General features: G+C 62.5%; 22 protein-coding genes. 13 read left to right on the plus strand and 9 right to left on the minus strand.

Translation table 11 applies throughout. From position 1 onward, the window contains the following. Positions 1 to 62 precede the first annotated feature (62 nt). Positions 63 to 1,268: a type III PLP-dependent enzyme gene (locus IP79_RS01865; protein ID WP_054117542.1), complete on the plus strand. Its 1,206-nt coding sequence runs from the start codon at positions 63 to 65 to the stop codon at positions 1,266 to 1,268. Between the two features lie 63 nt (positions 1,269 to 1,331). Here IP79_RS01865 and IP79_RS01870 read toward each other — a convergent pair whose 3' ends face one another. The 4 genes from IP79_RS01870 to murI form a co-directional block, all read right to left on the minus strand. Then, entirely contained in the window at positions 1,332 to 2,426 is a 1,095-nt protein-coding gene (locus tag IP79_RS01870) for a hypothetical protein (protein ID WP_156318018.1), read from the minus strand. Positions 2,427 to 2,594: 168 nt separating this feature from the next. Beyond that, positions 2,595 to 3,287, minus strand: coding sequence for a nitroreductase (locus tag IP79_RS01875; protein WP_054117544.1), 693 nt, complete (start codon positions 3,285 to 3,287; stop codon positions 2,595 to 2,597). An 86-nt stretch (positions 3,288 to 3,373) separates the two neighbouring features. After that, the gene (gene hemA / locus IP79_RS01880) at positions 3,374 to 4,594 is read right to left on the minus strand and encodes a 5-aminolevulinate synthase (protein WP_054117545.1); all 1,221 of its coding nucleotides are present in this window, start codon (positions 4,592 to 4,594) and stop codon (positions 3,374 to 3,376) included. 170 nt (positions 4,595 to 4,764) lie between these two features. After that, positions 4,765 to 5,559: a glutamate racemase gene (gene murI / locus IP79_RS01885; protein WP_054117546.1), complete on the minus strand. Its 795-nt coding sequence runs from the start codon at positions 5,557 to 5,559 to the stop codon at positions 4,765 to 4,767. A gap of 137 nt (positions 5,560 to 5,696) precedes the next feature. Between murI and plsY the strand changes: the two genes are divergently transcribed. After that, on the plus strand, positions 5,697 to 6,296 hold the full coding sequence (plsY, locus tag IP79_RS01890) for a glycerol-3-phosphate 1-O-acyltransferase PlsY (RefSeq protein WP_054117547.1): 600 nt from the start codon (positions 5,697 to 5,699) through the stop codon (positions 6,294 to 6,296). A 40-nt stretch (positions 6,297 to 6,336) separates the two neighbouring features. After that, positions 6,337 to 7,458, plus strand: coding sequence for a DNA-processing protein DprA (gene dprA / locus IP79_RS01895; protein WP_233994048.1), 1,122 nt, complete (start codon positions 6,337 to 6,339; stop codon positions 7,456 to 7,458). Between the two features lie 5 nt (positions 7,459 to 7,463). Here dprA and IP79_RS01900 read toward each other — a convergent pair whose 3' ends face one another. After that, complete coding sequence (locus tag IP79_RS01900; RefSeq protein WP_197273709.1) at positions 7,464 to 8,045, minus strand: superoxide dismutase family protein; 582 nt, start codon at positions 8,043 to 8,045, stop codon at positions 7,464 to 7,466. Between the two features lie 203 nt (positions 8,046 to 8,248). Between IP79_RS01900 and IP79_RS01905 the strand changes: the two genes are divergently transcribed. The 4 genes from IP79_RS01905 to IP79_RS15885 all read left to right on the plus strand — a co-directional run bounded on the left by IP79_RS01905 (position 8,249) and on the right by IP79_RS15885 (position 12,673). Next, positions 8,249 to 8,908: a hypothetical protein gene (locus tag IP79_RS01905; protein ID WP_054117550.1), complete on the plus strand. Its 660-nt coding sequence runs from the start codon at positions 8,249 to 8,251 to the stop codon at positions 8,906 to 8,908. Positions 8,909 to 9,006: 98 nt separating this feature from the next. Then, positions 9,007 to 11,607 carry a type I DNA topoisomerase gene (gene topA / locus IP79_RS01910; protein WP_054117551.1) on the plus strand — a complete coding sequence of 867 codons (2,601 nt, stop codon included), beginning with the start codon at positions 9,007 to 9,009 and terminating at the stop codon, positions 11,605 to 11,607. Between the two features lie 98 nt (positions 11,608 to 11,705). Then, positions 11,706 to 12,008: a hypothetical protein gene (locus tag IP79_RS15615; protein WP_054117552.1), complete on the plus strand. Its 303-nt coding sequence runs from the start codon at positions 11,706 to 11,708 to the stop codon at positions 12,006 to 12,008. 2 nt (positions 12,009 to 12,010) lie between these two features. Beyond that, complete coding sequence (locus tag IP79_RS15885; protein ID WP_324608161.1) at positions 12,011 to 12,673, plus strand: response regulator; 663 nt, start codon at positions 12,011 to 12,013, stop codon at positions 12,671 to 12,673. 162 nt (positions 12,674 to 12,835) lie between these two features. Here the strand turns inward: IP79_RS15885 and IP79_RS01925 are convergent, their stop codons facing one another. Beyond that, on the minus strand, positions 12,836 to 13,096 hold the full coding sequence (locus tag IP79_RS01925; RefSeq protein WP_054117553.1) for a GlsB/YeaQ/YmgE family stress response membrane protein: 261 nt from the start codon (positions 13,094 to 13,096) through the stop codon (positions 12,836 to 12,838). 526 nt (positions 13,097 to 13,622) lie between these two features. Here IP79_RS01925 and IP79_RS01930 point away from each other — a divergent pair. Beyond that, positions 13,623 to 13,982, plus strand: a complete 360-nt coding sequence (locus IP79_RS01930; protein WP_156318025.1) for a hypothetical protein — start codon at positions 13,623 to 13,625, stop codon at positions 13,980 to 13,982. A gap of 76 nt (positions 13,983 to 14,058) precedes the next feature. Here IP79_RS01930 and era read toward each other — a convergent pair whose 3' ends face one another. The 3 genes from era to lepB all read right to left on the minus strand — a co-directional run bounded on the left by era (position 14,059) and on the right by lepB (position 16,680). Further along, positions 14,059 to 15,003: a GTPase Era gene (gene era / locus IP79_RS01935; protein ID WP_054117555.1), complete on the minus strand. Its 945-nt coding sequence runs from the start codon at positions 15,001 to 15,003 to the stop codon at positions 14,059 to 14,061. A 154-nt stretch (positions 15,004 to 15,157) separates the two neighbouring features. Further along, complete coding sequence (rnc, locus tag IP79_RS01940) at positions 15,158 to 15,883, minus strand: ribonuclease III (RefSeq protein WP_197273710.1); 726 nt, start codon at positions 15,881 to 15,883, stop codon at positions 15,158 to 15,160. Beyond that, positions 15,838 to 16,680 carry a signal peptidase I gene (lepB, locus tag IP79_RS01945; RefSeq protein WP_054117557.1) on the minus strand — a complete coding sequence of 281 codons (843 nt, stop codon included), beginning with the start codon at positions 16,678 to 16,680 and terminating at the stop codon, positions 15,838 to 15,840. The genes rnc and lepB overlap by 46 nt, the downstream gene beginning before the upstream one ends. 46 nt (positions 16,681 to 16,726) lie before the next feature. Here lepB and pgi point away from each other — a divergent pair, with 46 nt between their 5' ends. The 5 genes from pgi (at position 16,727) to IP79_RS01970 (ending at position 22,872) form a co-directional block, all read left to right on the plus strand. After that, a complete protein-coding gene (pgi, locus tag IP79_RS01950; protein ID WP_233994049.1) occupies positions 16,727 to 18,289 on the plus strand; it encodes a glucose-6-phosphate isomerase in 1,563 nt (520 codons plus the stop codon). 207 nt (positions 18,290 to 18,496) lie between these two features. Then, positions 18,497 to 18,880, plus strand: a complete 384-nt coding sequence (locus IP79_RS01955) for a hypothetical protein (protein ID WP_156318029.1) — start codon at positions 18,497 to 18,499, stop codon at positions 18,878 to 18,880. Between the two features lie 272 nt (positions 18,881 to 19,152). Continuing rightward, the gene (locus IP79_RS01960) at positions 19,153 to 20,643 is read left to right on the plus strand and encodes a DEAD/DEAH box helicase (RefSeq protein ID WP_054117559.1); all 1,491 of its coding nucleotides are present in this window, start codon (positions 19,153 to 19,155) and stop codon (positions 20,641 to 20,643) included. A gap of 124 nt (positions 20,644 to 20,767) precedes the next feature. Beyond that, complete coding sequence (gene gor / locus IP79_RS01965; protein ID WP_054117560.1) at positions 20,768 to 22,120, plus strand: glutathione-disulfide reductase; 1,353 nt, start codon at positions 20,768 to 20,770, stop codon at positions 22,118 to 22,120. Positions 22,121 to 22,149: 29 nt separating this feature from the next. Further along, positions 22,150 to 22,872 carry an SDR family oxidoreductase gene (locus IP79_RS01970; protein ID WP_054117561.1) on the plus strand — a complete coding sequence of 241 codons (723 nt, stop codon included), beginning with the start codon at positions 22,150 to 22,152 and terminating at the stop codon, positions 22,870 to 22,872. The last annotated feature ends 1 nt before the right edge of the window (position 22,873 follow it).

Genomic DNA, 22,873 nt, shown 5'->3' on the forward strand with positions numbered 1-22,873 from the left:
CCTAACCGCAAGGCAGCTTGTCGTTTTATGGTTTTAACGAACCGTTTCGGGGGTCCCTTGAGTTGCACATCTATCCTGACGCACTGGCTGTAGTTCGCGACCTTCGTCCGGACGAACCTGTAATCCTCAACCGCCCGCACGCCGCGCGGCGCGCCGCCCGTTACTTTGTCGAAAAGTTTCCGGGCAAGGTGCTCTATGCGGTGAAGGCCAACCCTGCGGCTGACCTGATTCAGGTGCTGTGGGATTCCGGCGTGACCCATTACGATGTCGCTTCGATTGCCGAAGTTCGGCTGGTGCGCGGGATTCTTCCCGGCGCAGTGCTGTGCTTCATGCATCCGGTGAAGACCCCGGCGGCGATTACCGAAGCCTATTTCGAACATGGCGTGCGCACCTTCAGCCTCGATACGGTCGAGGAACTGGAGAAGATTGTCGACGCCTGCCGCAACCCCGGAACTGGTGAAGCACCGCGCGATCTGCGCCTGTGCGTTCGCTTGCGCGTGTCTTCGGAGTATTCCGAACTTTCGCTGGCCTCGAAGTTCGGCTGCGACCTGATCGAAGCGCCGCAGTTGTTGCAGCAGGCCCGCCAGCATTGTGACTGGCTGGGCGTGTGCTTCCATGTCGGCAGCCAGGCGATGACCCCGTTCGCGTTCGTGCAGGCGCTTGACCGCACCCGCGCCGCCATTGCCGAGGCTTCGGTGGTGATCGACATGATCGACGTGGGCGGGGGCTTTCCCAGTTCCTACCCAGGTCTCGAACCGCCGCCGATGGAAGATTACTTCGCGATCATTGCCAAGCACTTCGAAGCGCTGCCGATCGCCTACAACGCCGAATTGTGGTGCGAGCCCGGCCGGGCATTGAGCGCGGAATACAGCTCGATGATCGTGCAGGTGAACAAGCGCCGCGGTGAAGAGCTTTACATCAACGATGGCGCTTACGGCGCGCTGTATGATGCCGCGCACGTCGCATGGCGTTTTCCGGTGCGTGCGCTGGAAGATGATCTGATCGAAGACAACGCCGATTTCGCTTTCTACGGGCCGACCTGCGACGATGCCGATTACATGAAGGGCCCGTTCGCGCTTCCGGCCGACATTCAGGCAGGCGACTACATCGAGATCGGGATGATCGGTGCCTATGGCGCGGCGATGAAGACCGGTTTCAACGGTTACGGCGCGGCGCAGGTCGTCACCGTGGCTGACGAACCGATGATGAGCCTGTTCAACGGCACCCGCGTGCGCGAAGCCAGCGATAACGTGGTGAGCCTGCGTTAATTCCTGCCGCCCTGCCATTGCGGCAGGGCGGCGGTTTACGTCGGTGTTACGACCTTGCTGGTATCAGCTTACCAGCGCTTCCGCGTGATCATCCGGCACGCCTGATGGCGCAGAATGCGTTGGGCAATCCAGAAGATCGCCGAAACTCATCGGTTGCGCCTTCAAAGTCGGGTGCGGCGAATAGCCGTCATGCCACAGTTTGGGTTCGACGAAGCCGCGCGCGAGGCTCATGCTGAAAAACCGCCTGGGTTGCGGCGCCCGGTTGTCTGGCCCGGCATGCAGCAGGTCGCTTTGATAGAGGATCACCGTGCCCTTGCCCGGTGCGGTCTGGATCAATGCAAACATCTTATCCAGCGCCTTGCGGCGGCGATAAAGCTTCCACAGCGTCCCCGGACCCAGCATCCGCAGACTGAACTGGGAATTCTTCCCCAAGGCAAAGCGCGTCAGGTTGGGCTGGTGTTCATCCCACTTGGTCGAAAACACCCGGTCGAAGAACTCACCGGATGCCAGCGGAGCCTCGGCGCTTTTGCGCATGCCCCACAGCTTCTTCAGATTATGCCACAGGATGGTGTAATTGCACCTTGTCCGGAACAGCTCCATCATCGCTGTCGCTTCGGCGCCGTGTTTGTGTTTCGCACCGTCGAACAGCTGGGTGCCCGGCACAAACACCGTGCCGCCCTGCTGCTCCGACACATCTTCCACGGCAGCGAACATGCTGATTACGCCGCTGGGATCGCGGTGGATATACTGGTGCGACGATCCCAGATAGCTGGTCAGAGTGGTCACCTCCAGCAGCGGGTGCGGCCGGCCACAATATGGCGAGATCACCGCTTCCAGCCGCTGGCACAAGGTGGCGGCAAACTGCGTCACCGGCGGGCTGGAAGGCAGCGAGCAAAAGTCGCGGCGCTGATAGCGATTGTCGGTCTGGCTGGCGAAGGCGCAGCGGTTGCGATCGGGATCGTCAACGGTTTGCCGGATCAGACCCAGACCGGCATCGGCTTCCGCATCTGATAGCAGGCCGGTCAGGATAACCAGACCGTGCGTGTCCATCATCGCTAGGGCTTGCCGGACGCAATCATTCGCCAGCTTGCCGGTTTCATCCAGCACAGCAGGCACTTCAAATGCGGAGGTATCGCTGGAAACCTTGAGTTTGTTCATGCCAATCTGCCCGATGATGATCCGACATCCTGCCATTTGTCGTCACATTGATGCGCGGCAGTGTTGGGGGACGTAAAACCCACCCGTCTCATTGGCGCAGAAGTTTTCACATCGGGTTAACCGGATGATCATCACGAAGCCGGAGCGATTGGTGCCGAACGAAGGCTCTTAATCAAACCCCACGAAACGCGCTGCCTCGTCCACGCTTTTGCGCAAAGACACCACCGCGTTTGCCGGGAAATCGGGATCGGGCCAGCCCAGCGCGACAGCTTTCATGATCACCTGATCTTCCGGAATCCCGGCGTGTTCGCGCACCACCGGGCTTTGCATGATCCCCTGCGAATTGATGACGCAGCCCAGACCCCGCGACCACGCCGCATTGACCAGCGCTGTCGTCACCGCGCCGCAATCAAAGGCGGTGTCGTCAGACCCGGACAATTCGCGGTCATAGGTGACGATCACGCAGACCGGCGCATCGAACTGGCGGAAGCCGCGCAGCACCCAGTCCTGACGTGCGGGTTTATCATCACGCTCAATCCCCATGGCACCGAACAACTGCTTGGCAACTTCAACCTGCCGATCACGGTGGACGCCCGCAAAGGCTTCGCCCCGGCGGAATTCGCGGCTGTCGGGCACGCCTGCAAGGATGTTTTCGGTGTTGCCCTTGCGGATCAGGTCAAGCGGTTCGCCCGTGATGACGTGGAAATGCCACGGCTGGGTGTTCATCGAGGTGGGCGATCGCATGGCCATCGTTAGCACCTCTTCGATCAGCGCACGCGGCACCGGCTTGTCGAGATAACCGCGAATGCTGCGCCGGCCGAGGACAACCTCGGCATAAGTCTGGTCAGGCGTGCCGCTCATTTTCTCTCTCCCGAATCCTGTTTCGGGGAGGAGTGCTAGCGACAAATGCCGCGACTACAAAGGACGCTACGGCAAGGCGAGAGGCTTCAGGCGGCTTCCGCCAGCCGCATCTCGAGACGGTCCCAGATTTCCACCAGCGCCTCGGTCAGTTCGTCCATCATCGCATCGGTGTGGTGCGGGCCGGGGGTGAAGCGCAGGCGCTCCGTCCCACGCGGCACGGTGGGGAAGTTGATCGGCTGCACATAGACGCCGTATTCGGCCAGCAGGATATCGCTGATCTTCTTGGCGCGGATCGGATCGCCGACCATCAGCGGCACTATGTGGGTGACGCTGTCCATCACCGGCAGGCCCGCTTCGGCAAACTTCAGCTTGAGCATGGCAGCAGCGCGCATCTGCGCGTTCCGCTCGACACTGCTTTCCTTCAGATGCCGCACCGAAGCCAGCACGCCTGCGACAAGTACCGGCGAAAGCGATGTGGTGAAGATAAAGCCCGGCGCATAGGAGCGGATGCAGTCCACCACCTTGGTGCTGGCCGCGATATATCCGCCCATCACGCCGAACGCCTTGCCCAGCGTGCCTTCGATAATGTCGATCCGGTGGGCTGCACCATCGCGTTCCGAAATGCCGCCGCCGCGCGCGCCGTACATGCCAACGGCGTGGACTTCATCGATATAGGTCAGCGCATTGTATTTTTCCGCAAGGTCGCAGATCGCGTGGATCGGGGCGATGTCGCCATCCATCGAATAGACGCTTTCAAAGGCGATCAACTTGGGCGTTTCGATGTCGACGCTCGCCAGCAGTTCTTCAAGATGCGCGACATCATTGTGCCGGAACACCTTCTTTTCGCAGCCCGAATTGCGGATGCCCGCGATCATGCTGGCGTGGTTCAATTCGTCCGAAAAGATCACGCAGCCCGGCAGCAGCTTGGCCAGAGTGGAAAGCGTCGCATCGTTGGAAACATAGCCGCTGGTGAACAGCAGCGCGGTTTCCTTGCCGTGCAGATCAGCCAGTTCATTTTCCAACTGCACGTGCAGGTGGGTGTTGCCGCCGATATTGCGCGTGCCGCCGGATCCTGCGCCGACATCGTGCAGCGCGGCTTCCATCGCGCCGATCACCTTGTCGTGCTGGCCCATGCAAAGGTAATCGTTGGAACACCACACCGTGATCGGCTTGGGCCCGTTGTGCCCGTGAAAGCAGCGCGCGTTGGGATAGGCGCCCTTGTTGCGCAGGATATCGATGAAGACGCGGTAACGGCCTTCCTCGTGCAGCCGGTCGATCGCGGAATCAAAAATCTGATCGTAGTTCACTATGCGCGTCTCGCTGCTCTCGCGGCCATCGGGGGCGGCTGCGGTTCCTGCCGTGTTTTGTGTCCCGCCTTAACGCATCAGATGGCGGTTGGTTTCGCGGATATTTAGAGCCGCGGGCGCGCTTTTGCCACAGCGATCTTTGCGATTGTTTCGCAAGGCATCGTGCGTTTTCAGAACGCTTCGGCAGGGCCGAAACCGCGCGCGGCCAGCGCCGGTTCAAGACCGTCTGCGCCCGCCAACGGCCCGGTGACGACAAAACGGCTGGGGCCAGTTGCGGCAAAGCGCTGACCTTCGAGAAGATGTGCGATCCGGCGGGCAATGCCGCGGGCGCCATCAATCTGCGTGACCTGCGCGCCGAAAGCGGCACTGAGTTCTTCCGACAATAGCGGGAAGTGGGTGCAGGCGAGCACCAGTGTGTCGATATCCGCGCCGCCCTCCATCGCGGTGAGCCTTGCATGGACATCCGCAATCAGCGCCGGATCGACTGGCTGCCCGCGCAGCTTGGCCTCTGCCGCGGCGACAAGGCCCGGAGCGGCCACGCGCAGCAGGCGGGTGCCATTGGCGAACCTGGCTTCGAGATCATCGACATAGGCCTGGCGGATGGTTGCCTCTGTGCCGACAAGCCCGATGGTGCCGGTTTTGGTGAGCGCGGCGGCAGGCTTGATCGCGGGCACCGTGCCCACCACCGGCACTTCCAGCACATCGCGCACCATGCCCAATGCGATAGTGCTGGCGGTGTTGCAGGCGATGCAGACGAGGCGCGGGCGAAACCGTTCGGCCATGCGCCCCAGCAATCCGGCAACCCGCGCGCCAATCTGCGCCTCGGTCTTGGTGCCATAGGGCAGGCCCGCCAGATCGGCGGCGTAGATCACCGGCGCATCGGGCAGCACTTCGCGCAGGGCATCGTAAACGGTCAGCCCGCCAACGCCGGAATCGAACAGCAAAATGGGAGAGGATGGATTCACGAAAACCTCACTACCGTTCTCCCTGACCTTGTCGGAACCGAAGGTGGGTGAAACCCAACGGTTGTCTTTCTTTTGGTTTACGGGGCGCTAGAAGAAGGACAGTGCTTCGACAAGCTCAGCACGAACGGAGAGTTGTTTTGGAACTGCTTTTTGCCGCGCTTTTGGGGTTTGCGCTGGGATCGATTCCTTTCGGCCTGATCCTGACCCGCGCCGCCGGTTTGGGTGATGTCCGCAACATTGGCAGCGGCAGCATCGGCGCGACCAATGTGCTGCGCACCGGCAACAAGGGGCTGGCGGCAGCCACCGTGCTGCTCGATGCGGCCAAGGCGGCGGTGCCGGTGCTGGCGGCGGGGCATTTCTGGCCCCAGGCTGACGGGCTCGCTGAAGGCGTAGCGGCAGTCGCGGCGGTGGCGGGGCATTGCTTCACCCCGTGGCTGGCGTTCAAAGGAGGCAAGGGCTTTGCCAGCGCGGCCGGCGCGCTGCTGGCGCTGGCGTGGCCGGCGATGCTGGCCTGCGCTGCGATCTGGGCGGCGGCGCTGTATCTCAGCCGGATTTCGAGCGTGTCTTCGATGGTGACCGTGGTCGCCGCGCCGCTGGTGGCGTGGGCGCTGGGGTATCCGCAAGCTATCGTGCCGCTGCTGGCGATTGCGGCGATCGTGCTGGTGCAGCACCGCGCTAATATCGGGCGGCTGATGCGCGGGGAGGAGCCCAAAGTGGGTTCCTCTGCCAAGCCGTGATGCGGGGCATCATTTGATGGAGCAACAGGGGTCGCAGCCGATGCTCTCGCAACACGAAGCCTTCGCCCGCATTCGCTTGCTGCGTTCGCCCAATATCGGGCCGGTGAGTTATCGCCAGCTGCTCGCCCGGTTCGGCACGGCGGCAGCGGCGCTGGAGGCCTTGCCTGATCTCGTCAGCCGGGGGCGGGGGCCGTATCGACCGGCACCTGCTGACAGCATCGAGCGCGAGGTCGCCGCTGTGCGCAAGGCCGGGGCGCGGTACCTGTTCCACGATCAGCCCGATTACCCCGCACTGCTGGCCGAACTCGATTCCGCCCCGCCGATTATCACCTGCCGGGGACGTTTGGCACTGGCCAGCGCGCCGTGCGTAGCGCTGGTGGGTGCGCGCAACGCCAGCGCGGCGGCGGTCAAACTGGCGCGTGATTTCGGCGCAGGGTTGGCGGAGGCAGGCTTCACCGTCGTCTCCGGCCTCGCCCGCGGGATCGACGGTGCGGCACACGAAGGCGCATTGAGCCTGGAGTCTCGGCCCACGATCGGCGTGATAGCCAGCGGGATCGACATCACTTACCCCCCGCAGCATGTCGACTTGCAGGAACGTATCGCGTCAGAGGCGTTGCTGATCGCAGAACAACCCCCCGGCACCGAGCCGCGCGGTCGGCACTTTCCCAGTCGCAATCGCATAATCGCAGGCCTGGCGCTTGGCACGTTGGTGGTCGAAGCCGCGCCGAAATCGGGCAGCCTCATCACGGCGCGTTTGGCGGGCGAGGCGGGGCGCGAGGTCATGGCGATCCCCGGCTCCCCGCTCGATGCCCGCGCCCTGGGGTGCAATCAGTTGATCCGCGAGGGTGCGGTGCTGGTGCAGACGCCGGAGGAGGTGGTGGAACTGCTGCAAAGCTTCACCGGAGCGCCGCGGTCGCGCTTCCGGGTGAGCGAAAGCGCGGCAGATTTCGACTACGCCGAACTCGCCACAGCCGAATGGGACGGCGCAGGCACCGAAGCCATCGCCGCCCTGCTTTCCAACGCGCCTGTCGCAGTGGACGAGCTGATCCGGCAATCGGGAGCAAGCGCCGCCGCCGTGCACATGGCCCTGCTCGAACTGGAGCTGTCAGGCGATCTGGAGCGCCACGAAGGCGGGCTGGTGCGGCGCAGCGGGCCGCAATAGTGAACTTAGCCGCCGCCGGGCACGATCACACCGCACGCAGCCCTGTCTCCGCTTGATGCCATGTCGCGATAATCATCGACACCTGCGTGAACCATGATTGCAGAACCATCGGCATCGCTCAGCGAGTAAGGGTTGCGGTCGTCCTCTGTTTCGTTCAGCGACATTTCCGGCACGAACACATCACCGCGTGCAGTGCCATCATCTGCAACGACAATGTTGGGCAGATCACCGATGTGGTGACCGCCTTCAGTGCCGAAGCCGTGTTCTGACCCTTGCGGATTATAGTGTCCGCCGGCGGCCTTGAAATCGGGCGTGCACGCGCCGGTTTCGTGGATGTGCAATCCGTGCGGGCCCGGCGTCAGGTTAGCAAGATCGAGCGTGATGATCACGCCGTGGTGCGCCTGCCTGAAGGTTGCAGTACCGGCCTCTCCGCCATCGGCAGTCATCAGCGTCACGGACTTGGTGGCGCTGTCACTCTCCTGAGCAGCGGCATCCTCGGCAAAGCCGGAGGCGGGCAGAGCGACCATAGCGGCCATGCCGATAGCGGCAGCACCGCAAAGGCGGCGGATCGGGGTAGGGCAGCGCATGGGAAATCTCCTGATTGTCATGCCCCCACAAGTGCCGCCGCCGGTCGCATGTTCCCCCACAAGGGGCAGAACGGGCGGCGCACACGTTATGCTGCGCCTAATCGCCAGCTGCGCCAGACATCCTGCAAACCCGTTGCGCACGGGGATGCAATCACTAGGCTGGATTTGTCCAACCGTTTCAATGCCAAACGAAAGGCCGCCTTTTGAACGCCAGCTACCCGATCCGGCGCGAAGTCACCCACGGCGCGCTGATGGAGCAGACCTTTGGCAATCTCCGCCTGATCTGGCGCGAATTGCTGGCCTATCTGGCGGTCGCCACAGTGCTGGGTCTGGGAATGCCGCTGTTCGAAGACAAATCGACGGGGTTTATTGAGCTCCTGTTCTATTTCGCCGGGCAATACTGGCTTTTCCGCCGCCTGCTGAAAAGGCGCGGGATGCTGCGGACACAGCGGATCCATTTCCTCAGCTTCTTTGGCCTTGCGCTGCTGTTGATTCTGCCGATCATGCTTGGCCTTGCCATGCTGATCGTGCCCGGTCTGTTTCTTGTCGCCCGCTGGATCGCCGCGCCTGCATATATCGTTGCAAGTGGCGAGGGTGCCTTCGCCGCCGCAAGTGCCAGCGCGGCGGCGGTGCGCGGCCAGACTGGCAAGGTTATGACAGCTGTGGTGGTGCTGTTCCTGATCATGATCGCGATCCTGACGCCAATAGCGGGCATTGATCGGGCGCTCGGCAGCCGGGCCGGGATGGAATTGATGAACGTTGTATCGGGGCACTTTCTGCCGCTGCTGTTGCTCGGCCTTTCGGTGGCGACCTATGAACGGCTGGGCTGCGAAGACACCACGATCGAGGATGTCTTCGGGTGATCGGTCTTCCCCCTTTCGCTTGCACATCCCGCTTGACGATGTAAGCGCGGCGGCTCCACCCTCGCGCGTACACACGTAAGGGACACCCCGAAAGCATCATGCAGCTTGTCATCGTTGAATCGCCCGCCAAGGCGAAGACTATCGAGAAATATCTCGGCAAGGACTTCAAGGTTCTCGCATCCTACGGCCACGTCCGCGATCTGCCGCCCAAGGATGGCAGCGTCGATCCTGATGCGGACTTCGCGATGGAGTGGGAACTTTACCGCGACAAGCAAAGCCGCTTCAAGGAAATCGCCGATGCCGCCAAGGGCGCAAGCCGTCTGGTGCTGGCGACTGACCCTGACCGCGAAGGCGAAGCGATCAGCTGGCACGTGCTGGAACTGCTGAAGAAACGCAAAAGCGTGCCGTCGCTGGTCGACCGCGTCACCTTCAACGCGATTACCAAGCAGGCCGTAACCGAAGCGATGGCCAAGCCCCGCGAACTCGATCAACCGCTGATCGACGCCTATCTGGCGCGGCGCGCGCTGGATTATCTGTTCGGCTTCACCCTGTCGCCGGTGCTGTGGCGCAAGCTGCCCGGCGCGAAAAGCGCAGGCCGCGTGCAATCGGTCGCGCTGCGCCTGATCGTCGAGCGCGAGCGCGAGATCGAAGCCTTCCGCGCGGATGAATACTGGTCGGTCGTTGCGCGGATGATGCACGACGGCACCGAATTCGATGCAAGGCTGGTGAAGTTCCGCGGCGACAAGCTGGAGAAGCTGAGCCTCGGTGCGCAAGGCATTGCCATGGAAGCCAAGGCGGCAGTCGAGGCCGGGCGCTTCACCGTCGAAGGCGTGGAGACCAAGCCGGTCAAGCGCAACCCCGCCCCGCCGTTCACGACATCGACGCTTCAGCAGGAGGCTGCGCGCAAGCTCGGCTACTCCGCGCAGCACACCATGCGACTGGCGCAGAGCCTGTATGAAGCGGGCGCAATCACTTACATGCGGACTGACGGCGTGCAGATGGATATGAGCGCGATTATGGCCGCGCGCGATGCCATCGCGGAGCGTTTTTCCGAAGATTACCGTCCGGAAAAGCCGCGCTTTTACAGCACAAAAGCCAAGAACGCGCAGGAAGCGCACGAAGCGATCCGCCCGACCGATTTCACTCGCGACCGTGTTGGAGCGGGTGACGAGGGCAAGCTGTATGATCTGATCTTCAAGCGTGCCATGGCAAGCCAGATGGCAACCGCGCAGTTGGAGCGGACCACCGTCACCTTGCGCGATGCCACCGGGCAGCACGAGTTGCGCGCCACCGGTCAGGTGGTGCGTTTCCCCGGCTTCCTTGCGGTCTATCAGGAAAGCTTCGACGATAGTGACGATGAGGACGGCAGCCTGCTGCCAGTGATGAAAGCCGGGGACGCGCCCGCCAAGCGCACGGTCGATGCCACCCAGCATTTCACCCAGCCGCCGCCGCGCTTTTCCGAAGCGTCACTGGTGAAACGGCTGGAGGAACTCGGCATCGGGCGCCCTTCGACCTATGCCTCGACCATCCAGACCCTGCGCGATCGTTCTTACGTCCGCATGGAAAAGAACCGTTTCTTCGCGGAAGAATCCGGCCGGTTGCTGACCGCCTTCCTCGAACGCTTCTTCCCCACCTATGTCGCCTATGATTTCACCGCCGGAATGGAAGATGAACTCGATGTCGTCTCGGACGGGCGCGAGGAATACAAGCTGTTGCTCGCCCGGTTCTGGAAGGACTTCAAACCCAAGGCCGACGAGGTGATGGAGAAGCTGCCTTCGGAAGTGACCGAGGCGCTGGACGAATACCTTTCCGACTTCCTGTTCCCGCCGCGTGAGGACGGGGCCGATCCGCGTGCGTGCCCGCTGTGCGCCAGCGAAGGCCGCGAAAATGGCCGCCTGAGCCTTCGCGGCGGCAAGTTCGGCGCGTTCGTCGCCTGCGCCAATTACCCCGAATGCAAGTTCACTCGCCGCTTTGCCCAGCCGGGCGGCGATGGCGCGGATGGGGCAGATGATGGCATCATGGGCCAGCACCCCGAAACGGGCGAGGATATCCACCGCAAGACCGGCCGTTTCGGCCCCTATGTGCAGATGGGTGATGGCAAGGAAGCCAAACGCGCCAGCATTCCCAAGGATCTCGACGATTTCGATCTCGATTGGGCAGTGAAGCTGCTCGATCTGCCGCGCATCGTCGGCGCGCACCCCGATACGGGCAAGGAGATCGAAGCCAATATCGGGCGCTACGGTCCCTATCTCCGCCACGATGGCAAATACGGCAAACTGACCAATACCCGCGAGGTGTTCGAAGTCGGCATGAACCGCGCGGTCGATCTGTTGGCGCAGGCGGCCAATCGCGGCCCCGGCACCCGCGCCGCTGCCGAACCCATCGCCGCGCTGGGCGCGCACCCCACCACGGCGGGCGAGATCAAGGTGATGCCGGGCCGTTATGGCCCCTATGTCACCGATGGCACCACCAACGCGACCATCCCCAAGGACGTGAAGCCCGAAGACGTCACCCTCGATGCTGCCATCGCGCTGATCGATGCCCGCATTGCCAAGGGCCCGCCTGCCAAGAAAGGCCGGAAGAAAGCCGCGCCAAAGAAAGCGGCTGCCAAAAAGCCCGCAGCCAAGAAGGCGCCCGCAAAAAAACCGGCAGCCAAGAAGGCTCCGGCAAAGAAAAAAGCGGCGCCTGCGGCCAAATGAGGCGAGGGGCGGGCAAAATGGCCCGCCCATCATCTGCGCGTTCGTAAATCATAAAGCATTGCTGCCTATCACTGTGATCCCAGACCAGGGGCTGCACCGTGATAGAAATTGAAGTCCAGAACGAGACCCACCAGAGCCAGGACCGCATCCGCTTCGCCGCGGTGCCGCGCATCGGCGAAGGCATTCGCCTGCGCGCACCCGACGGCATGTGGGCAAGTTATGACGTGATCGACGTCTGGTACCAGAAAGCCGAATTCGGCGATGTCTGGATGCCATATCTGCACATCCGCATGACGCCGGGCGAAGCCGCCGGCACGCTGGAAGAGGCCGATCCCTACTCGGATGATTTCGCCGCCAAGGCTTTCGAAGCCAGCTTTGCGACGATGGACGGGGGACGATAGACGTGCAGAACCTGATCAAGCGCAATTCCGGCCCCAACCGCCGTTCGGGCATGGAAGGCAAGACGCTGGCCGAAAAGCTCGCGCAGAACGAAGCCGCGCAGGAAGCGGTATACGCCGATGCCGCGCGTGTGGCCGAGGTTCCGGCGCAAGCGGATGATCGCCTGCCGGAACCGGCTTTTCCCGTGAAACCTGCCGGCTTTGAACCGGCGGCTGCGGACACAACGGAAACCGATGCCGTGGTCGCTGCCGCCAAGGCGATGCGCGAACGCTATGCTGGTGGTCCCGCACCATCGTCCGCTGCCAAAACCTGCCTCATCGTCGATGACAGCCGCGTAATCCGCAAGGTTTCCAGCAAGATCGCGATCAGCCTCGGCTATGTTCCGATCGAGGCCGAAAACGGCGAAGAGGCGCTCGCCCGCTGCAAGAAGTCCATGCCCGATCTGGTGCTGACCGACTGGAACATGCCTGAAATGGACGGCATCGAATTCGTCGCCAAACTGCGCAGCATTCCCACGCCCAAGGAGCCAGTGGTGGTGTTCTGCACATCGAACGGCGAGGCGAAGGACATCCACGACGGCATTGCTGCGGGCGCGGATGACTACATCGTCAAGCCGTTCGACGAGGCAGCGTTGAAGGCCAAGCTGGAGAAGCTGGGGCGAGGTTGATAGCGCCACTTCGTCATTGCGAGGAGCACAGCGACGAAGCAATCCATGGCCTGACCGGCGAATTTGGTAGCCCGGTCCATGGATCGCCACGGCCCTACGGGCCTCGCGATGACGAGTTTTCAGTTTTGGAGAAGCTGGGGCGGGGGTGATCCTTCGCTCGGGTCACACCCTGCGGCGACGAACCAGATTGAGCACCAGCAGCAGCAGCACCGATCCAAGCAGCGAGACCGCAATCGCGCTCAGGCTGAGATCGCCGCTCATGATATTGCCGCCGCCGATATACGGATTGAGCAGAAAACCGGCAATCAGCGCGCCAACGATCCCGACGACGACATTCATCAGGATACCGCCGCCGCCGCCTACCAGAATGCTGGCAACCCAGCCGATCAAGCCGCCGACGATCAAAAGAATAATCAGGTTCACTGCACATCTCCCACAATTGTAATGGCTCAACCGGAGATTGGTCGGGAATGTTCCGTGGCGATAGGAATTGCGCGATGGGCGAGGGGAGGTAAGCGCTTTGATTGCTCTCCTGGAGCCAAGCCGCGCCAAGCTCTGGCTTTGGCTGGGAAGCCGAAGTTTCGTCATTGCGAGGAGCCGCAGGCGACGCGGCAATCCATGACCTGCCCTCACAAGCCGGGAACCCGGTCCATGGATCGCCACGGCTTTACGGGCCTCGCGATGACGATATTTCAGGTTTGAAAAAGCTGGGGCGGGGGTGAGCTAATCCAACCTCCCTCCTATTCTCCCCGGACTTGATCCGGGGCCCCGCTGCCTTTTTCTATGCCTACAAACAAAGAAAGCGGGATCCCGGGTCATGCCCGGGAAGACGGGAGTGTTTGTTATTGCGAGGAGAGCAGACCGACGTCTGCTTTCGGCATGTCGCCGCAAGGCCGCTCATGGCCGAAACTGGGTGGAAAGACGACATTAAGCGATCATCGGCCATAAGATGGCTATGGCACAACTAGAGACCATCACGTCGGACTGGCTGGCAGATCGAGCTGCCTTGCACGATGCTATTGCAGTTTCCGCTCATTGGGCTGGGTCGAAGTTGAGAATTGAAATCGATGACGAATGGCCCAACTTGCTGAGCTCAGAAATGTGCGATCGCAATCCATGCGGAGGGTGGTTGGTCTTTGATGGGGCACAAATCATCCACGGCGACTTGAGCGATGTGCTCAATTGCCATGTGAATGATCTCCGATTGGACGATGGGAAGTGGTCGATCTACTTCGCAAGGAAATCACTGTTCTCGAAGCGGGGCCTGCTGACGATTATTGCCGAGAATGCAGCCTTCGAACGAAATTAATCAGTGATCGAACTACCGCAACGGGGTCGATTTCAGAATGCCGGCTTTTGGCGCGAATTTGCCTGAAGCAGACCCCTTAACGCACCCAGTCCAGCCCCATCTCCTCGAAAATTTCTTTGTCTTCGGCCCAGTTTTCGAGCTGCTTGACGTGGAGATAAAGGTGCACCGGCACGCCCAGCACCTCTGACAACTCCGCCCGCGCCGCCGCGCCGATCTGCTTGATCCGTGATCCGCCCTTGCCCAGCACGATGGCGCGCTGGGTTTCGCGGGCGACCACGATCTGCTGGTGGATTTCGATGCTGCCATCGGCCCGCACTTCGTATTTTTCGGGCCGCACGGCGCTGTCGTAGGGCAGTTCTTCGTGGAGCTGTTGGTAGAGCTGCTCGCGGGTGATTTCAGTGGCGAGCAGGCGTTCGGATACGTTGGAGACCTGATCTTCGGGATACATCCATTCGGCTTCCGGCATCATGCCCGCCAGCGCGTCTTTCAGTTCCGGCACACCGTCACCGGTCAACGCGGAAACGAAGTAGATTTCGGCAAATTCGACTTTGCCGGCCAGATCCTGCGCCAGCGCCAGCATCGGTTCCTTCTTCGACCGATCGACCTTGTTAATGACGAGGATCTTGCGTTCGGGTCTTCCGGCCAACGCTTCCAGCAAGGGCTCCAGCTCGTGGCGGCGTTGCTTGATCGGATCGACCAGCAGCACCACCGCGTCGGCAGCCTCTGCGCCTTCCCACGCGGCGCTGACCATGGCGCGGTCGAGCCTGCGGCGCGGCGCGAAGATGCCGGGGGTGTCGACCAGAATCATCTGCACCGGCGCGCCTGCCAGTTCATGCAGCGCAATGCCCAGCATCCGGGCGCGGGTGGTCTGCGCCTTGGCCGATGTGATCGCGACCTTCTGGCCGACAAGCTGGTTCACCAGAGTCGATTTGCCGGCATTCGGCGCACCGATCACGGCGATCATCCCGCAGCGGGTAAGGGCAGGGGAGGTGGAGTCAGGTGAAGAGGGTGTTTGTGTCATGCCCGCCCCATATCCATTTGCCGTGCATTTGTCGAAGCCCGGCGCAGCGCTTGCGGCAGTTAGGTGCGGGTTAGACCCCCCTTAGGTGTCGGTTAGACCCTTGGTCGCTCTTTGCGCGCAAATGTTTCACGTGAAACATTGCGGGAACAGGGTGTCAGCCGAATTGCTCCAGAAACGCCTTTGCGGCCAGCCTTTCGGCCTCGCCCTTGCTGGTCGCGGTGGCCGATGCGCTGCCGACATTGCGGACGCTGACCTGCACGGTAAAGCGTGCCGCGTGATCCGGCCCGCTGCGGTCGGTCACTTCGTAAACCGGCCCGGCGCGGCGGTTGCCTGCGGCCCATTCCTGAAGTGCGCTTTTGGGATGCTTAGCCTTGCCGACATCGCCTTCCAGTTCATGCGCCCACAGGCGGTAGATGATGGCCTGCGCGGTATCGAAACCGTGCTGGATAAAGCACGCGCCGATCAGCGCTTCCATCACATCGCCAAGGATCTTGTCGCTATCCGCCCCGCCATCATCGCGGGCCTGTTTGCCCAGCCGGATATGGACGGGAAGGCCGATGGCCCGCGCAATCCGGGCGCAGGTGGTGCCGCTGACCAGAGCGTTGAGGCGCTGTGACAGCTTGCCTTCGGGCGCATCGCCCGCGCGGAACAGCCAGCTGGCAACCGACAGGCCCAGCACCCTGTCCCCCAGAAATTCAAGCCGCTGGTAATCCGCAGCCTCTGCGCCCGAACCGTTGAAGCTGCCATGGGTCAACGCCTCCAGCCACGGGGTTTCATCGCCGATGACAAAGCCTTGCGCTTCAAGCCATGCGCGGGCGGCAGGATCGAGGGTGGTCACAATGTGTCTCCGATCCGGTTCCAGCGCGCGGCGGAAAACCATGTCCAGGGCTTGATCCATTCGGCGCTGCCATTGGTGGACCAGACGATAATCGCTGCGCGGCCCACCAGCAGGTCTTGCGGCACCAGACCCACCGCGTCGCCCGCCACTGCCGCAAAGCGGCTGTCGCGCGAATTGTCACGGTTGTCGCCCATCACGAACAGGCTTCCGGCAGGTACGGTCTGCGGGGCATAGGCATCGCCCTGGGTCAGCCCGAAATCGAGCACATCGTAGCTTTTGCCGCCCGGCAGAGTTTCGCGGAACCGGGCATAGCGGCACACGGCGCTGCCATCTGCGGCCTGTTCCAGGTCGCCGCCCCATTCGCAGCCGGTGTTGGCCGATTGCACGATCAGCGCGTCGGCGATGCGGGCGCGCGGCACCATCTTGCCATTGAGCATCAACTGCCCGTCGATCACGCTCACATTGTCGCCCGGCAGGCCGATCACCCGCTTGATGTAATCGCGCCCGTCAACCGGATGCTTGAAGATCACGATATCGCCGCGTTCAGGTGTCGCAGCGAAGATTCGCCCGCCGGGAAGCGGCAGATCGAAGGGGAGCGAATGGCGCGAAAAGCCGTAAGGCCACTTGGCTGCCAGCAGGTAATCGCCGTTCATCAACCGTGGCAACATGCTTTCAGAAGGGATCGAAAAGGGCGAGAATACGAATACCCGAAAAGCCAGCACCACCAGCAGCACTTTGACCACAAACCAGATGAAACTGCCCTGTTTTTCGCCAGTCTGCGAAGGGCCTGCGCTGGCAGCGGGCGCGAAATCGCCGGGAGATTGGGTCTTAACATCCATCTCTCATGCCCTTACTCGGCTCGGCAGACATGCGCAAAGGGGAACGATGATGAGCACAGCGGGCAATGGACAGGCAAGCGATGCCGCGGCCGCGTGGGCCACGCTGCGCACGCTGGCAACGCCCACCCTTGCGCAGTTGTTCGCCAATGACCCGGCGCGTCCTGAGGCGTTGACCCGGCGGATCAGCTGGCCGATCGAACCGGGCAGCAGCGCCGAAGCCGGGATGATCATCGACTTTTCCAAAACCCACCTCAGCAATGAGGCGCTGGCCGCGTTCGAGGCGCTGGCCGAAGCGCAGGGCTTTGGCGCCGCGCGCGATGCGCTGTTCGGCGGCGGGATCGTGAACCCCACCGAAGGCCGCGCCGCCACTCACGGCGCGCTGCGCGGTAGCGGCACGGATGCCCAGGTGGAGGAAGCCGAAGCGCTGCTCGCCCGCATGGGAATGCTGGTCGAAGCCATCCATGAAGGCGCTCTGGGCGAAGTGCGGCACTGCATCGCCATCGGCATCGGTGGATCGGCGCTGGGCCCGGCACTGGCGATCGACGCGCTGACCCGCGATCTGGCGCTGGTCGATGTCCATGTGGTCTCGAACATCGATGGCCTTGCGCTGGAACAGGCGTTTGCCGCCTGCGATCCGGCCACCACGCTGATTGCGCTCGCATCCAAGACCTTCACCACCATCGAAACGCTGACCAATGCGAACAGCGCGCTCAAATGGCTCGCGGATAACGGGGTGGAAGATCCCGGCGGGCGGGTGATCGCGCTGACCGCCGCGCCCGATAAGGCGGTGGAATGGGGAGTGGACGAAACCCGCGTACTGCCCTTTGTTGAAAGCGTCGGCGGGCGCTATTCGCTGTTTTCGTCGATTGGTTTCCCGGTAGCGCTGGCGGTGGGGATGGAAGAATTCCGCGCCATGCTGGCAGGGGCCAAGGCGGTGGATGATCACTTCCGCCAAACCGAAGGCCGCGCCAACGCCCCGCTGATCGCCGCCTTTGCGGACCAGTTCTATACCCGGATCAAGGGCTGCCAGACCCGCGCGGTGTTCGCCTATGACGAACGGCTGAAGCTGCTGCCCGATTACCTCCAGCAGCTGGAAATGGAATCGAACGGCAAGAGCGTGAAGGCTGATGGCACTCCCGTCGAAGGGCCGACCGCGCCGGTCACATGGGGCGGGGTGGGTACAGATGCGCAGCACGCAGTGTTCCAGCTGCTGCATCAGGGCACGCACCTGATCCCGGTCGATTTCATCGCCAGCATCGGACCCGGAGACCAGCTTGATCCTGCGCACCACCGCACGCTGCTGCTGAACTGCCTTGCACAGGGCGCGGCGCTGATGGCGGGCAAGAGCTCTGAAGACCCGGCCCGCGCCTATGCGGGCGATCGCCCCTCCACCACTTTCCTGGTCGATGATTGCGATGCGGCGGCACTGGGCGCCCTGATCGCGTTCCATGAACAGCGCACCTTTGCCAATGCGGTGCTGATGGGGATCAACCCGTTCGACCAGTTCGGGGTGGAACTGGGCAAGGCGATTGCCAAGCAGATCGATTCGGGTGAGGGCAGTTTCGATCCCAGCACGCAGGCGCTGATGGCGGCGGCAGGATTGGCGTAAGTTGCAGCGGCATTCCGCTTGTTCTGCGGGAACGCAGGATGGTTTCGCCAGCGTGTTATTACCGGGAAGAGCGCACCGAAGAACGCGACAGAAGCTGCCGATTTGCTCCGCCCGTCGCGTTCGAATTGCACACCTGTGACATATGCGTATTGTTCAAGGCACGTGGATCATCCGCGTCCCGTTCCGTTTGTTTACCAGGGCTCTCCGATGAAATCAGTGTTTCTTCCTGCGATGCTTGCTGCCATCGCGGCCACCCCCGTTCCGGCTCTGGCAGATGGCGGCACGGCGCGGTCGATGGTCAAACCGGCACGCCTGATCGAGTTTACGGGCGAGCGTGAGTTGCTCAAGGAATCTGCGCGCTTGCGCGTGTGGCGGGGCGAGATCGGTTACACCCTCGAAGTTGATGCCGCGGGCACTCCGACCGAATGCGAATTGGTTGACAGGTTTCGTATGAACTACGTGAATGTGAAACTGTGCGACGTGCTGATGAAGCATCACAGCTTCGAACCCGCGCTGGACGCGACAGGTTCGGCGGTGGACGGCAGCTATGAAGGGCGGCTCAACTTCATGGAAATGCGCGAAAAGGAATAGGCACCCGGGCAGGGCTGAAGTGTTCAGCAGCGCGGTCGAGGTTGACATTCCTGACAATCGCGCCCATTTGCGCCGCATCGAAGCGCGCTAGCCATGCGTGAAGCGGCGGAAATCTAAAAGCATCCGCCCCGGCCGCGCCTCGGTTCTACCTTTCCAGACTTCCCATTTCACGCGGGCGGTTTCAACCCCCGCGCCGCGCGTGGCGTGCCCGTGAACGCTTGGCGTTCGGGCAGCCCAGCGCGCGTCGCAGACTATTTGCGAGCATTTTTTACATGACTACTTTTGCTGAACTCGGGCTGTCGCAGCCCGTTCTCCAGGCCCTCGACATGAAGGGCTATTCCACGCCGACCCCGATCCAGGAACAGGCGATCCCGCCGGTTCTGAAGGGCCGCGACCTGCTTGGCATCGCGCAGACCGGCACCGGCAAGACCGCTGCTTTCATGCTGCCCAGCATTGATCGCCTGCGCGAAGCCGACAAGCAGATCCCGTTCAAATCCTGCCGCATGCTGGTGTTGGCGCCGACCCGCGAACTTGCGGTGCAGATTGCCGATAGCGCCAAGGATTATGGCGCGCTGGCCGGCCTTAAGGTGCAATGCATCGTTGGCGGCACATCGGTGGGCAAGGATCGCAACAAGCTGCACCGCGGCACCGATATTCTTGTCGCCACGCCGGGCCGTCTGCTCGATCTGATCGAACAGAAGGCACTGAACCTCAATGGCATCGAAGTACTGGTGCTGGACGAGGCCGACCAGATGCTCGACCTCGGGTTCATCCATGCACTGCGCAAGATCAAGGAACTGGCACCCAAGGATCGCCAGACCCTGTTCTTCAGCGCCACCATGCCCAAGGCGATCAAGGAACTGGTCAGCGGCTTCTGCAACAACCCGGTGCAGGTCTCGGTCACCCCGCAAAGCACCACGGCAGAGCGGATCGACCAATATTTGTTCATGGTGCAGCAGGACGAAAAGCTGTCCTTGCTCGAAATGATCCTCAAGGGCCGTCACGAAGTGCCCGGCGCGGTTGAACGCGTTTTGATCTTCACCCGCACCAAGCACGGCGCGGACCGGGTGGTGAAGCGGCTGGCGCAAGGCGGGATCGAAAGCAACGCGATCCACGGCAACAAATCGCAGCCGCAGCGCCAGCGTGCGCTTGACGAATTCCGCAAGGGCCGCGTGCCGGTGCTGATCGCGACCGATGTGGCCGCGCGCGGGATCGATATTCCGGGCGTCAGCCACGTGATCAACTACGAACTGCCCAATGTGCCAGAGCAATACGTCCACCGTATTGGCCGCACCGCGCGTGCGGGCAAGGACGGGGTGGCGATTGCCTTTTGTGCCGAGGATGAACGCGCATATCTGAAGGATATCCGCAAGGTCACCGGCGCAGAGCTCGATCGCCTGCCGCTGCCGGATAACTTCCGCGCCGTGGTGGAAGGCGAAGGCCCGACCAAGCCTGCACCCCGCGTACCGATGAAGCGGGTGCAGCCGCGCCCCGTTGGTCAGCGTCCGCAGGGCCAGCGCGCTCAGGGTGATCGCAAGCCGCAGGGCGAACGTCGCCCCGATGGCGAGCGGCGTCCGCAAGGTGATCGCAAGCCGCAGCAGTCGCAGGGTGCGGCCCGTCCCGGCGGGAATGGCGGCGGTGGCGACCGGCGTCAGCCCGGCAGCGGCGGCCGTCCCTCGGGCGGGGGCGGCGGTGATCGTGGCCGTGGCCGTGGTCGTCCCGGCGGCGGCGGCGGTGGCCGTCCGCGCTCTGCAAGCGTCTGATATCACCGCGTAACAATTTCTTGCCGCCGGACGAACCTTTCCATCGCGGGAAGGTGCGTCCGGCGGTTGGCATTCGCGGCTGCATCGGCCATAGCGCGCTTCAACCGACCGGAGGAGCTGCGCGATGGCCGACGAATATGATTATGACCTCTTCACTATCGGCGCAGGATCGGGCGGCGTGCGCGCCAGCCGGGTCGCCGCAGCGCATGGCGCAAGGGTGGCCGTGGCCGAGGAATACCGCGTCGGCGGAACCTGCGTAATCCGCGGCTGCGTGCCCAAGAAAATGCTCGTCTACGGTGCGCATTTTGCCGAAGACCTCGAAGACGCAAAGCAGTTCGGCTGGACTATCGAAGGCAAGAGCTTCGATTGGGCCACCTTGCGCGATAGTGTGCAGAACGACGTGACCCGGCTTGAAGGCCTCTATGGCCAGACTCTGGGCAGCCACGACGTCGACATCATCGCCGAACGCGCAGCAATCAGCGGGCCGCACGAGATCACGCTTGCCAGCGGCAAGGTGATCACCGCCAAAACCATCCTGATCGCCACCGGCGCGCGCCCGCATGTGCCCGTTTTTCCGGGCAACGAACATGTTATCACCTCGAACGAGGCGTTCCATCTCGAAACCCTGCCGCGCCGCATCCTGATTGCAGGTGGCGGCTACATCGCCAATGAATTTGCGGGCATCTTCAACGAATTCGGCTGCAAGGTGACGATCGCCAACCGGTCAGACACGATCCTGCGCGGCTATGACACGGCAGTGCGCGACCGGCTGCTGCAAATCTCGCTGACCAAGGGGATCGAATTCTGTTTCAAGGCCGAGTTCGAAACCGTTGAAAAGCAGGATGATGGCACGCTGCTGGTCAAGCTGACCGGGCAGGAGCCGCGCGAATTCGATGCTGTCATGGTGGCCACCGGGCGCGTGCCCAATGTGGAAGGACTGGGGCTGGAAACGGTCGGGGTCGAGGTTGGCCAGCGCGGCGAGATCATCGTTGATGCTTTCAGCAAGACCAATGTCGATCACATCTATGCCGTTGGCGATGTGACCGACCGGGTGCAATTGACCCCCGTCGCCATCCGCGAAGGGCAGGCCTTTGCTGACAGCCTGTTCGGCGATGGCGAGCCATACGCTGTCGATCATTCCTGCGTGCCCAGTGCGGTGTTCAGCCACCCGCCGATCGCCGCTGTCGGCCTCACCGAAGGCGAAGCGCGCAACACGCTGGGCAATATCAAGGTCTATCAGGCCGATTTCCGCCCGATGAAACACGTGCTGGCAGGCCGCAACGAACGCTGCCTTTACAAGATGATCGTCGATGCCGCGAATGACCGGATAGTGGGCATTCACATGATCGGGCCGGAAGCGCCGGAAATCATGCAGGCGGCTGCGATTGCGGTGAAGGCGGGCCTGACCAAGGCCGATTTTGACGCGACCGTTGCTATCCACCCCACGATGGCGGAAGAACTGGTGCTGTTCAAATAGCCGGCACAGCGCCGGACGGGGGATTTGCGATGGACGTTTCAGGCAAGACAGTGCTGCTGACCGGCGGCACCGCGGGCATCGGACGCGAAATCGCCCGCCAGCTCAAGTCCAAGGGCGCACATGTCATCCTGACGGGCCGCGATCCCGAACGGCTGGGCGCGATGCAGGCCGAGGGGTTCGAGGCGATGGCCGCCGACCTTTCGAACGCCGCAGGGGTCGATGCTCTTGTTGCCGCGCTGGGGGATCGCCGGCTCGATATTCTCATCAACAATGCCGGGCAGCTGATCGATCACGATTTCCGCAAAGGTGCGCCTGATCCGCAAGCGGCTGACGCAGGCATCTATGCCAACCTGACCGCGCCGATCCGGCTGATAACCGCGCTCGTCCCGCAATTGCGCGCCCGCCCTGAGGCCGCGATCGTCAATGTCACCAGCGGTCTCGCCGTCGCTCCGGCGGCGCGCCAGCCGGTCTATTGCGCCACCAAGGCGGGGCTGCGGTTCTACACTCTGGCCTTACGCGAACAGCTCAAAGGCACTGCGATCCGCGTGATCGAGGCATTGCCGCCGGTGGTCGATACCCAGATGAACGATGGCAACCCGATGAACAAAATGCCCGCGGATGAATGCGCGCGTCAGATCGTCGCCGCGATCGAGCAACGGCGCGACGAGGCCAATATCGGCATGACGCGGACACTGCGTCTTGTGGAATCAATTTCGCCAGCACTGGCCCGGCGAATGACTTTGCGTTTCTGAT

The sequence above is a fragment of the Porphyrobacter sp. AAP60 genome (assembly GCF_001296025.1).
Lineage (GTDB): Bacteria > Pseudomonadota > Alphaproteobacteria > Sphingomonadales > Sphingomonadaceae > Erythrobacter.

What these genes read in the sequence shown, in the direction of transcription:
- IP79_RS01870 (WP_156318018.1), bottom strand. Translation starts at nt 2,426, where the DNA reads ATGAACAAACTCAAGGTTTCCAGCGATACCTCCGCATTTGAAGTGCCT.
- IP79_RS01875 (WP_054117544.1), bottom strand. Translation starts at nt 3,287, where the DNA reads ATGAGCGGCACGCCTGACCAGACTTATGCCGAGGTTGTCCTCGGCCGG.
- dprA (WP_233994048.1), top strand. Translation starts at nt 6,337, where the DNA reads ATGCTCTCGCAACACGAAGCCTTCGCCCGCATTCGCTTGCTGCGTTCG.
- IP79_RS01900 (WP_197273709.1), bottom strand. Translation starts at nt 8,045, where the DNA reads ATGCGCTGCCCTACCCCGATCCGCCGCCTTTGCGGTGCTGCCGCTATC.
- topA (WP_054117551.1), top strand. Translation starts at nt 9,007, where the DNA reads ATGCAGCTTGTCATCGTTGAATCGCCCGCCAAGGCGAAGACTATCGAG.
- IP79_RS01930 (WP_156318025.1), top strand. Translation starts at nt 13,623, where the DNA reads ATGGCTATGGCACAACTAGAGACCATCACGTCGGACTGGCTGGCAGAT.
- era (WP_054117555.1), bottom strand. Translation starts at nt 15,003, where the DNA reads ATGACACAAACACCCTCTTCACCTGACTCCACCTCCCCTGCCCTTACC.
- rnc (WP_197273710.1), bottom strand. Translation starts at nt 15,883, where the DNA reads ATGGTTTTCCGCCGCGCGCTGGAACCGGATCGGAGACACATTGTGACC.
- lepB (WP_054117557.1), bottom strand. Translation starts at nt 16,680, where the DNA reads ATGGATGTTAAGACCCAATCTCCCGGCGATTTCGCGCCCGCTGCCAGC.
- pgi (WP_233994049.1), top strand. Translation starts at nt 16,727, where the DNA reads ATGATGAGCACAGCGGGCAATGGACAGGCAAGCGATGCCGCGGCCGCG.
- IP79_RS01955 (WP_156318029.1), top strand. Translation starts at nt 18,497, where the DNA reads ATGAAATCAGTGTTTCTTCCTGCGATGCTTGCTGCCATCGCGGCCACC.
- IP79_RS01960 (WP_054117559.1), top strand. Translation starts at nt 19,153, where the DNA reads ATGACTACTTTTGCTGAACTCGGGCTGTCGCAGCCCGTTCTCCAGGCC.
- gor (WP_054117560.1), top strand. Translation starts at nt 20,768, where the DNA reads ATGGCCGACGAATATGATTATGACCTCTTCACTATCGGCGCAGGATCG.
- IP79_RS01970 (WP_054117561.1), top strand. Translation starts at nt 22,150, where the DNA reads ATGGACGTTTCAGGCAAGACAGTGCTGCTGACCGGCGGCACCGCGGGC.